This is a genomic window from Nonomuraea thailandensis (assembly GCF_024172165.1).
Taxonomy (GTDB): Bacteria; Actinomycetota; Actinomycetes; order Streptosporangiales; family Streptosporangiaceae; genus Nonomuraea; species Nonomuraea thailandensis.
The window spans coordinates 8,839,031-8,849,723 of sequence record NZ_JAMZEB010000002.1 but is presented as its reverse complement, the minus strand read 5'-3'; the positions used below and the strand labels follow the sequence as shown (position 1 = coordinate 8,849,723).

Here is a 10,693-nt window from a genome sequence, read left to right as displayed (position 1 = left end):
ATTGATTATTTCCGCTTGACATCATGTCACCTGCGAAACAAGCATGGGTCCGCGAATTCCGCCTCCGCCACTCGGATGATCCCCACATAATGGCGTGAATTCCGCAATTCACCTTCGGGAGCCCCCCACCCATGAGGACCAGTGAAAAGCAGCCTGCCGCCAACGCGGCGGCGGGGTTGTCCGGGCCGGCCTCGCGCAAGCTCCCCGTCCCACCCAGGGAACGCAAGCCGGCGCTGGCCGCGCTGGCCGTCCTGCTCATCCTGGGCGGCGCGCTGGCCACGACCCTGCTCGTGCTGAGCAGCGGTGACCGCGTCTCCGCCATCCGCGTCATCCAGCAGGTCGGCGCGGGGCAGCAGTTCACCAAGGAGGCGATCGAGGAAGTGAAGATCGCCAACGACGGCGTCGACTACGTCTCCTGGTCGCAGCGAAACAAGGTGCTCAACAGCTTCGCGACCGTCACGATCCTGCCCGGCACGCTGTTCATCAGCGAGATGGGGGCGGAGACGACCTCCGAGCTGGGGCAGGGAAAGGCCACGGTCGGGCTGGCGCTCAAACCCGGCCAAATGCCCGCCGGTGTGCAGGAGGGCGACCGCGTCCAGGTGATATTCGTGCCGAGCAGGGCGAGCGAGGGAGAAAGCCGGGTGCTCGCCGCGAACGCGCTCGTCTTCTCCGCCGGAGACAGATCGAGAACGGGAAATTCCGGCCAGATCACCGTGGTCGTCGAGGCCCCGGCGGCGCCGGAGATCGTGGCCGCCGCCTCCAGCGGGCAGGTCGCGGTGGCCGAGCTCCCGGGGGCACGCTGACGTGGCGCTGATCGTACTGGCCGCCGACAAGGGCGCGCCCGGCGTGACCACCGCCGCCACCGCGCTCGCGGCCGTCTGGCCCCGCCCCGTGCTGCTGGCCGAATGCGACCCCGCGGGCGGCGACCTCGCCTACCGGCTGCCCGCCGCGGGCGGCGGCGTGCTCAACCCCGGCAAGGGGCTGCTCACGCTGGGCGCCACCGCGCGGCGCGGGCTGGAGGCGGCGCAGATCCACCAGCACACCCAGAAGATCGTCGGCGGGCTCGACGTGCTGGCCGGGCTCACGCACGGCGAGCAGGCCGCCGGCCTCACCTGGCTGTGGGGCCCGCTCGGCAGGTCGCTGGCCGCCATCCCGAACGCCGACGTGATCGCCGACTGCGGCCGTCTGGGCGCGCACCCGCAGCTCGCCGACCTGATCGCCGAGGCCGAGCAGGTCGTGCTGCTGACCAGGGCCACCCTCGACCACGTGGCCCACCTGCGCGAGCGCCTGCAGATCACCAAGGCCCACGGCGTCGTCGTCATCGCCGACCCGCGCAACTACCGCGGCTCCATCGAGGACGTGCGCAGGATCGTCGGCCCGAGCGTGCAGTTCGTGCACGGCCTGGCCTACGACCCCAAGGGCGCCGAGCTGCTGCGCGGCCAGTGGGGCGGCCGGCTCGACCGCTCGCTGCTCGTCCGTACGGCCAGGGACCTGGCGGCGAGGCTGGTGAGCCACCGATGATCGACCACTCGCTCGTCAAGCGCTTCCGCCAGGAGGTCGGCGACCGCCTGGCCCACCAGCGCCGGCTCGACCAGGCCAACGGCCTGCCCCCGATGACAGGGGAGGACGAGCGCCAGTTCGCCAGGGCACTGATCTCCCAGGTGCTGGAGGAGCACGCGCGCAGCGAGATCGGCCTCGGCCGCACGCCGCCCACCGTGGAGGAGGAAGAGGCGCTCGCGGCCGGCATCCACGCGGCGCTGTTCGGGGTGGGCCGGCTGCAGCCGCTGCTCGACGACGGCGAGGTCGAGAACATCGACATCAACGGCTGCGACAGGGTGTTCGTCAGCTACGCCGACGGCCAGGAGCTGATGCACGACCCGGTGGCCGACTCCGACGACGAGCTGATCGAGCTGATCCAGATCCTGGCGGCGTACTCTGGGCTGTCGAGCAGGCCGTTCGACACCGCCAACCCGCAGCTCGACCTGCGCCTGCCCGACGGCTCCCGGCTGAGCGCGGTCATGGACGTCACGGTCAGGCCGGCCGTGTCGATCCGCCGCGCCCGCCTGGGCAAGGTCTTCATGTCCGATCTCGTGGGCAATGGCACGATAAGTCAGGACGTCGGGCGGTTTCTCAGAGCGGCCGTCGGCGCCCGCAAGAACCTCATGATCGCCGGGTCCACCAACGCGGGGAAGACCACCCTGCTGCGCGCCCTGGCCAACGAGATCCCGCCCAGCGAGCGCCTCATCACCGTCGAACGCGCCCTGGAGCTCGGCCTCGACCAGTTCCCCGAGCTCCACCCCAACGTCGTCGCCTTCGAGCAGCGCCTGCCCAACTCCGAGGGCCAGGGCGAGATCTCCATGGCCGAGCTCGTCCGCCGCTCCCTGCGCATGAACCCCAGCCGCGTCATCGTCGGCGAGGTGCTCGGCGACGAGATCGTCACCATGCTCAACGCGATGACCCAGGGCAACGACGGCTCCCTGTCGACCATCCACGCCAACTCCAGCATGGAGGTCTTCAACCGCATCTCCACCTACGCCCTCCAGGCCGGCGAGCGCCTGCCCATCGACGCCACCCACATGCTCATCGCCGGCGCCATCGACTTCGTGGTCTTCATCGAGAAGCGCAACGACTACCACGTGGGCGGCCGGCTGCGCCGCTACGTCTCCAGCATCCGCGAGGTCAACGGCTGCGACGGCCGCGTGCTGTCCAGCGAGGTGTTCGTGCCGGGCCCCGACGGCGGTGCCGTCCCGCACGCCCCGATCTCCTGCCTGGAGGAGCTCGCCGCCCACGGCTACACCCCCGGAGGCTGGTGAGAGGCATGCCGTTCTCCATGGACCCACTGGCGCTGCTGGCCGGCGCGATCGCAGGCGGTGGCCTGTTCCTGTTCGTCCTGTCCCTGTACGGCCTGCGCCCCCGCCCCACCCGGCCCAAGAGCGACCTGATCAAGCTGGTGACCACCCGCGGCGCCGTCGCGGCGGTCGCCGCCACCATGGTCCTGATCATCACCGGCTGGCCGGTCGTCGCCGTCGGCACGGTGCTGCTGGTCTTCGCCTGGCGCGGCCTGGCGGGCGGCGCGGCCGAGGAACGTGCCGCCATGCGCCGCCTGGAGGGCCTGGCCGCCTGGACGGAGTCGCTGCGCGACACGATCGCCGGCGCCGCCGGGCTCGAACAGGCCATCCCGTCCTCCATCAGGGCCGCCGCGCCCATGCTCAGGCCGCACCTGCGCGCCCTCATCGACCGGCTGCACACCAGGATGGCGCTGCCCGACGCGCTGGCCCGCTTCGCCGACGAGCTCGACGACCCCTCGGCCGACCTGGTGGTCGCCGCGCTCATCCTCAACTCCAAGCTGCGCGGCCCCGGCCTGCGCGACGTGCTCGGCGCGCTGGCCGTCTCGGCCCGCGAGGAGCTCGACATGCGCCGCCGCGTCGAGGCCGAGCGCCGCTCGACCAGGCGCAGCGTGCAGATCGTGGTGATCACCGCGCTGGTCTTCGCCGGGATCCTCGTGCTGTTCAACCCCGAGTACGTCAAGGAGTACGAGGGCTACCTCGGCCAGGCCGTGCTGGTCGTCGTGGCCGGGCTGTTCGGCGCCGGGTTCGCCTGGATGCGGCGGCTGGCCAGGTTCGACAAGCCCACGCGGCTGCTCATGGGAGGGGGCGGCGGCGATGGCTGACGCCCCGGAGGGAGGTGGCCGCGATGGTTGAGAGCGCGCTGGCGGGCGCGGCCCTCGGGCTCGGGCTGTTCGTGCTGCTACGGGCGCTGTTCCCGGCGCGTCCGGGGCTGGTGGCGCGGCTGCTCGCGCTCGACGCCGTGCGCGAGGACACGGGCGCGCCCCGCATCCAGCTCGTGCTGCCCGACGAGGAGGTCAGCGCCTTCCGGCGCGGCCTCGGCGCCCGCATGGCCCGCCTGTACGGCGCGCGCGGCTGGGAGGCCCGCTCGGCCAAGTCCGACCTGGCCCTGCTCGGCCGCTCGTTCGAGGCGTTCCTGGCGACCAAGGTGCTGCTGGCGGCCAGCGGCCTGCTGGCCTTCCCGCTGCTGCTGGCCTGGCTGGTGCTCATGGAGTGGGGCGCCTCCCTGGCCATCCCGTTCTGGACCGCCGTGCTCGTCGCCGTCGTCTTCTTTTTCCTGCCCGACCTCCAGGTCAGGCGGGACGCGGCGGCCAAGCGACGCGACTTCCGCCACGTCGTCGGCGCGTTCCTCGACCTCGTCTCCATGAACCTGGCCGGCGGCCGCGGCGTCCCCGAGGCCCTGATGATGGCCGTCTCGGTCAGCGGTGAGCAGCCCAACTGGGCGATGGGCCGCATCCGCGACGCACTGAGCGGCGCCAGGATCGTCGGCATCACGCCGTGGCAGGCGCTCGGCCAGCTCGGCGAGGAGATCAACGTCGACGAGCTGCGCGACCTGTCCGCCGCGCTCGGCCTGGTGGCCGACGACGGCGCCAAAGTACGTGCCTCGCTCACGGCCAGGGCCGCCACGCTGCGCCGCCGCGAGCTGGCCGAGATCGAGGGCAGGGCGGGCGAGCGCTCCCAGTCGATGCTGGTGGCCCAGCTCCTGCTCTGTGCCGGTTTCGTGATCTTTCTCAGCTACCCCGCCGCGATGAAGATGTTGGGAGTCTCATGAACCACCCGTGGATCGTCTACCTGAACGCGTACCTGGGCGAGCGGGTCCGCCGCGCCCGCACCGCGCCGACCAGGGGCGCCTCCGCCGTCGAATGGGTGATCATCACCGCGATCATCGCCGGCGTCGCGCTCGGCCTGGCCACCCTGATCAGGACCCTGGTGGAGCAGCAGCAGGGCAACCTCGAACAGACCTTCGGCGGCGGCGGTGGCGACGGCGGCGACGGCGGTGGCGGCACTCCGTGAGAGCCCGGCCGCCTCGGGACGAGCGCGGCGTGACGGTGATCGAGCTGGCCCTGCTCATGCCGGTCATCCTCGCGACCGTGCTGCTCATCGTGCAGGTCGCCCTGTGGTTCCACGCCCGTGAGGTGGCCGAGGCGGCGGCCAGGGAGGGAGCGCGCGTGGCCAGGGCCGCGCCGTTCGACTCGGGCGCCTGGCAGGGCGAGGCCACCGGCAAGGCCACGGAGATCATCCAGGCCGTCGGGCCCCGCCTGCTGCGGGGCGCCACCGCCACGACCTCCGAGAAGGAGCCCGACGAGCGCTTCGTCACGGTGACGGGCAGTGCCGTACAGGTCATCCCGCTGCTGCCCGACCTCGCGTTCACGATCACCGCCACCGCTGGCGGGCCCGTCGAGTGCTTCCGCCCCGACAACGGCGGCGAGGACTGCGAATGAGCGAGCGGGGTTCGATGGCCGTGGAGACCGTCATGCTGGCCCCGGTCTTCCTGCTGTTCCTCATGTTCCTGGCCGGCGCCGGGGTGCTGGTGGAGTCGCAGGGGCGGGTGAACGGGGCCGCGCGCGACGCCGCCCGCGCCGCGTCCGTGCAGCGCTCGCTCGACGACGCGGAGGCCGCCGCCGAGGCGATCACCACGAACGTGCTGGAGGGCCGCTGCCAGTCGGCCGCGGTCTCCCTGGACGGCTCGGAGTGGGAGCAGGGCGGCCAGGTGCGGGCCGAGGTGTCGTGCGAGCTGGACCTCGCCTTCCTCGGCTTCGGCGGCACCAAGCGGCTCACGGGGACGGCGGTCGTGCCGATCGAGCAGTTCAGGAGGATCGAATGAGGGCCGGCGAGCGGGGCTCCATGTCGGTGTTCACCGTGCTGTTCTCCGTGGTCGTGTTCCTGCTGGCCGGGCTGCTGGTGGACGGCGGGTCGGCGATCAACGCCCGGCTGCGCGCCGCGGACGTGGCCGAGCAGGCCGCGCGCGCCGGCGCCGACGAGCTGGACGTCGACCACCTGCGCGCGACGGGCGAGGCACGGCTGCTCGGCGAGGCGCAGGTGTGCGCCAGGGCCGACGAGATCGTGGCGGCCCAGGGCGGCGACGACGTGAGCTCGGGGGAGTGCGCGGTCGGCCAGGGGCAGGCGCAGGTGACGGTGTCCGTGTCGGTGCGGTGGGAGGCGTTCTTCCTCAGCGCGATCGGGTTCCCCGGCTCCGAGATGACCGGTGAGGCCACCGCGGCCCCCGAAGCGAGATAGACCGAATTCCGCCACTCGATGGATGCGGGACACCCGAGGCACGACGCTGGACCGGGGAAAGGAGAGGCGATGCCGACGCGAGAGCCCGCGCGTCCACCCGGACGTCACGTTCCCGTACGCGTGCGGGCCAGGCGCAGCTTCGGCGACGTGCTCGCCGGGATCGGGGCGCTGGTCGTGCTGGTGGCGCTGGTGGGCGGCGTGCCGTACGCGCTGCTCACGTACGCCGGCCCGCCGATCAGGCCCGAGCTGCTCGACCCCGACGTGTGGACCGGCAAGGTGGGCCACGGCACGATCATGGCCGTGCTGGTGCTGATGGTGTGGGGCGCCTGGCTCCAGCTCTTCGTGTGCGTGCTGGTCGAGGTGTACGCCGGGGTCCGCCGGGTCGGCATGCCCGCCCGCGTGCCGCTCTCCGGCGGGATGCAGTTCCTCGCCAACAAGCTCGTGTCGGCGGTGCTGCTGCTGTTCACGGCGGGGGCGATGGTGGTGCCGCTGATGAAGCCGGCGCTGACGCCCGCCGCCCCGCCGGTGACGGCGGTCGCGTACTCGGCGCCGATCGTCGAGCAGACGCTGGAGACGCCCAAGACGAAGAAGGTGTACGTGGTGCAGCCGCCGCACGGCCGGCACCACGAGAGCCTGTGGGAGATCGCGGAGAAGTGCCTCGGAGACGGCCGCCGATATCCCGAAATCTACCGACTTAACCAGGCGAAGGAGCAGCCGGACGGCACCCGCCTGCGCATGGCCGACCTGATCAGGCCCGGCTGGGTGCTCGACATGCCGGACGACGCCAGGAACGTGCACATCGTCCCCGCGGGCCAGCCCCGCGAGCAGACGCTGCGCGAGCACCCGGGCAGGGCGCACGTGGAGCGGCCGGAGCCCCGCGAGCGGGGCGAGGCCAAGCACCGCCAGCCCGAGCAGCAGGAGCGCAAGCGCACGGACCAGCAGGAGCGCGGGGGCACCGACGAGCAGGAGGGCAAGCACGCCGAGCGGCAGGAGGGCAAGCGCGCGGAGGCGGAGGACGAGACCCCGACGGACCGGCAGCCCGTCGTCATCACCGAGCCCCAGGGCGGCGACCTGACGCAGTACCTCGCCGCCGCCTCGCTGGCCGCCGCCGGGCTGCTGCTCGTGCTGGCCAGGCGGCGCAGGGAGCAGCTCTGGCGGCGGCTGTTCGGCCGCAGGATCGTCCGGCCGCGCGACGACGCCGCCCAGGCCGAGCTCGCGCTGCGGCTCGGGAGCGACGCGCCGGGCGCCCGCATCCTGGACGTCGGGCTGCGGACGCTGGGCGCGGAGCTGGCCGCCCAGCGCCGCACCCCGCCCGTCGTGTACGGGGCGCACCTGTCGGCCCGCTCGCTCGACCTGTGGATCCACCCGGCGGACGACGACCCGCCCGCGCCGTGGACGGCGGCGGACGGCGGCCAGATCTGGCGCCTCCCGGCCCACGAGGGCCGCCTCCTGCCGGACCCGAGAACCACCCGGCCTGGCGGAGCGCCGTACGAGGAACCCCGGCTCGCCCAGCCGGGCGGAGGGCCGCATGCGGATCCCGGGGGCCGGGCGGGCGGAGGGCCGCACGCGGACTCCGGGCCGCAGCTCGGCAGGGCGCCGTATCCGGAGGGCCGGGCGCAGGCGGGCCGGGCCCCGTACCCCGACAGCCGGGCGCGGCAGGGCGGCGGGGCGGCCCAGGCCGATGCCGGCGTGCCGCCGGGCGGGGCGCCGTACCCGGGGCTGGTCTCCATCGGGACGGACGCCGCCGGGCGGGTCCTCATCGACCTGGAGGCCGCGCAGGGCCTGATCAACGTGCGCGGCCCGCAGACCACCGCCGCGCTGGCCGCCCTGGCGGTCGAGCTGGCCACGAACCTGTGGTCCGACCGCATGCGCATCACGCTCGTCGGCTTCGGCGGCGAGCTGACCGCCATCGCGCCGGGCCGCGTCAGGGCGGTCGGCAGCCTGGCCGAGGTGCTCCCCGAGCTGGAGGCCGGCGCCGCCCCGCGCAGGGAGGTGCTGACCGGCCGCATCACCGGCAGCCCGCGCAGCGCCCACTACCTGCTGTCCGCCGTGGCGCCCACGCACGACGAGGCCCGCCGCCTGGCGCTGCTGGCCCGCCGGGACACCGCCGGCTACGTGGTGGCGGGAGAGGTTCCGCACGCCACCTGGACGCTGGAGATCGGCGACGACGGCAGGGCCAGGATCGCCGAGCTGGGCTTCGAGGTGGACGCCCAGCTCCTGCCGCGCCGCCACTACCAGGCGCTGATCGACCTGTTCCGCACCGCCGGCCGTCTGGAGGGTGAGGCGATCCCCGACGCCGAGCCGCTGGCCGGGCTGCACCCGCCCGCCGTGGAGATCAGGATCCTCGGCCCCGTCGAGCTCGCCGGCCTGCCCCCGCTGGAGGAGGGCCGGATGGAGCTGGCGACGGAGCTGCTGGTGTACCTGGCCACGCACGTGGGCGGCGTGCACCCGGTGGTGCTCGGCGGCGTGTTGTGGCCGCGCGGCGTGCAGGACATGGTCCGGGACGCCACGATCTCCAGGGTCGCCGAGTGGCTGGGGCCCGAGCACCTGCTCACCGACGAGGCGGGCCGGCTGCGGCTGGGGCCCGACGTGCGTACGGACTGGGCGCTGTTCCGCGAGCTCGTCCGGCGCTCGCAGAACGACCCGACGGCCAGGGCCGTCCTGCTGGAGAAGGCGCTCGGCCTGGTCAGAGGCCCGCTGCTGGCCGCGCGCGGCCCCGGCAGGTACGCCTGGCTGACCGACGACGACCTGGAGTACGACGTGACCGCGGCCGTGGCCGACGCCGCGCACCAGCTCTGCGAGCTGCGGCTGGCGCACGGCCAGCCGGACGCCGCGGTGGCCGCCGTGCGCGCCGCGCTGCTGCTGGCGCCCGACGACGAGAGCCTCTGGCGCGACCTGCTGCGGGCCACGCACGCGACGGAGGACACCGTACGCCTGCGCGCCGTCGTCGAGGGCCTGACCCGGCGGGCGGCCTCGCACCCGTACGGAGGAGGCGCGATGGCCCCCGAGACCGAGGCGTTGATCGAGGAGCTGCTGCCCACGTGGCGCATTCATGTGGTGAGGGAGTCGTCGGCATGAGATCTGCGGCGATGGTGCTGTGCCTGCTGCTCGCGGCGGGCTGCGCGGCGCCGGAGCGGCCGTACCGGCCGAGGGAGGGCGCTCCGGCCGGGGTGGCGAGCGCCACCCCGGCCGCGCCCGAGGAGCGGTCGTCGTCCGGGCCCGAGACGATCGAGGTCGCCGACGGCCTGAAGGCCCGCGTCGAATGGCCCGCGAACCCCGACCCGCTGCTGAAGGTCATGGTCGACCAGTACGTCGGCACCCGCAAGGCCGTGGCGGAGCGGCGGCGCACGTACAAGGACGGCCTCGAACTCGACGCCGCGGTGCAGGCCAGCGAGTGGGTGGAGTCGTTCGCCGCCGAGGGGTGGTCGATGCGCGGGGTCGGGCGGCTCTACGACCTGCGAGTCAGCGCGCGGGTGGGCAAGGGCGCCCAGATCGACGCCTGTGTGGACGAATCGGGGGTCCGGATGGTCTCCACCCGTACCGGGAAGGCCGTCAGCCCCCAGCCCGAGTGGTTGCGCACCCCCTACGGCCAGAGCGTGGCCGCCCGTCGCGGTGACGACGGGGTGTGGCGCATCAGGACCTATGTCCCCTCCAGAGAGAGATGCACCCGATGAAAGCCTGGCTAGCGGCCCTGCTGATGGCACCGCTGCTCCTCGACCCCGTCCCGGGCCCCGGCGGGAACACCACCCAGGAGAAGGAGCAGAGCGGCAACACGGTGGGGTGGAGGGGGAAACACACCAGTATCAGGGTCAGCGGTGACGTCGGCGGCAGCGGTGACGGCTACCGCATCCCGCAACCGTGCTGGTACGAGCCCGGGCCCACCCCCGAGGAGATGCTCCGTCAGCGCGGCGAGGGCCGCGACGCGGCGAACCGGGCGCGCATCGACGAGGAGGGCCACCAGGCCTTCATCCAGCAGTTCAAGGACAAGCTCGGGCAGGACGGGCGCTGGTGGCTGCCCGCGCTGAACGAGGCCGACCCCAACGGCGTGGCCTGCTGGACCGACCTGGAGCAGTTCATCTTCGTGCCCACCGGCACCGCGCCGCCCTCCGGCCTCACGATCGAGCAGCTCGCCCAGATCGCCCGTGCCGCGCTGACCGTTCCGGAGCCCGCCGTCAAGCTGAATCCCGACGCCAAGAGCTACGTCAATCTGCCCACCTGGGTCTGGCTCGAAGACGTGGACGAGCGACGCCGCACCGTCACGGCCGAGCTGCCGGGCGTCATGAGCGTGACCCTGGTCGCGACCCTCGACGACATCCGGATCGACCCGGGGACGACGCCGGAGCGGGCGGAGGTGACCGAGAGCGGTTGCGGGGCCGCGGGCAGGCCGTACGCGAAGGGCGCGGCGTTCTCCTGCGGCGTGCGGTACCTGCGCTCGTCGATCGACCAGCCGCGCGAGACGTACACGCTCACCGTGACCACCGTGTGGCCGGTGGACATCCAGGCCCAGGGCGGCGTGGTGCCGTTCCAGTTCGACCCCGTGGAGCTGGAGACCACGCGCGACGTGCCGGTCGGCGAGATCCAGAGCAACGTCACGCCACCCGCCGGCTGAG

General features: G+C 73.3%; 12 protein-coding genes. All 12 read left to right on the top strand.

Going from position 1 to position 10,693, the window contains the following annotated elements:
• Positions 1-131: 131 nt before the first annotated feature.
• Positions 132-803: a hypothetical protein gene (locus HD597_RS44400; protein ID WP_253752016.1), complete on the top strand. Its 672-nt coding sequence runs from the start codon at positions 132-134 to the stop codon at positions 801-803.
• Position 804: 1 nt separating this feature from the next.
• Positions 805-1,521 (top strand): CpaE/TadZ family protein, encoded by a 717-nt coding sequence (locus HD597_RS44395; RefSeq protein ID WP_253752013.1) that lies wholly within the window; start codon positions 805-807, stop codon positions 1,519-1,521.
• Entirely contained in the window at positions 1,518-2,813 is a 1,296-nt protein-coding gene (locus HD597_RS44390; RefSeq protein WP_253752010.1) for a TadA family conjugal transfer-associated ATPase, read from the top strand. Before HD597_RS44395 ends, HD597_RS44390 begins: the two co-directional genes overlap by 4 nt.
• A gap of 5 nt (positions 2,814-2,818) precedes the next feature.
• A complete protein-coding gene (locus tag HD597_RS44385) occupies positions 2,819-3,670 on the top strand; it encodes a type II secretion system F family protein (protein ID WP_253752007.1) in 852 nt (283 codons plus the stop codon).
• A 23-nt stretch (positions 3,671-3,693) separates the two neighbouring features.
• Entirely contained in the window at positions 3,694-4,617 is a 924-nt protein-coding gene (locus tag HD597_RS44380) for a type II secretion system F family protein (RefSeq protein WP_253752004.1), read from the top strand.
• Complete coding sequence (locus HD597_RS44375; protein WP_253752002.1) at positions 4,614-4,859, top strand: hypothetical protein; 246 nt, start codon at positions 4,614-4,616, stop codon at positions 4,857-4,859. Before HD597_RS44380 ends, HD597_RS44375 begins: the two co-directional genes overlap by 4 nt.
• A 29-nt stretch (positions 4,860-4,888) precedes the next feature.
• Positions 4,889-5,287: a TadE/TadG family type IV pilus assembly protein gene (locus HD597_RS44370; protein WP_253751999.1), complete on the top strand. Its 399-nt coding sequence runs from the start codon at positions 4,889-4,891 to the stop codon at positions 5,285-5,287.
• Positions 5,284-5,670 (top strand): TadE/TadG family type IV pilus assembly protein, encoded by a 387-nt coding sequence (locus HD597_RS44365; protein ID WP_253751997.1) that lies wholly within the window; start codon positions 5,284-5,286, stop codon positions 5,668-5,670. Before HD597_RS44370 ends, HD597_RS44365 begins: the two co-directional genes overlap by 4 nt.
• Positions 5,667-6,083, top strand: a complete 417-nt coding sequence (locus HD597_RS44360) for a TadE/TadG family type IV pilus assembly protein (RefSeq protein ID WP_253751994.1) — start codon at positions 5,667-5,669, stop codon at positions 6,081-6,083. Before HD597_RS44365 ends, HD597_RS44360 begins: the two co-directional genes overlap by 4 nt.
• 69 nt (positions 6,084-6,152) lie before the next feature.
• Entirely contained in the window at positions 6,153-9,161 is a 3,009-nt protein-coding gene (locus HD597_RS44355) for an AfsR/SARP family transcriptional regulator (RefSeq protein ID WP_253751991.1), read from the top strand.
• Positions 9,158-9,757 (top strand): hypothetical protein, encoded by a 600-nt coding sequence (locus HD597_RS44350; RefSeq protein ID WP_253751988.1) that lies wholly within the window; start codon positions 9,158-9,160, stop codon positions 9,755-9,757. The genes HD597_RS44355 and HD597_RS44350 overlap by 4 nt, the downstream gene beginning before the upstream one ends.
• Positions 9,754-10,692 (top strand): hypothetical protein, encoded by a 939-nt coding sequence (locus HD597_RS44345; RefSeq protein ID WP_253751985.1) that lies wholly within the window; start codon positions 9,754-9,756, stop codon positions 10,690-10,692. Before HD597_RS44350 ends, HD597_RS44345 begins: the two co-directional genes overlap by 4 nt.
• Position 10,693: the final 1 nt, after the last annotated feature.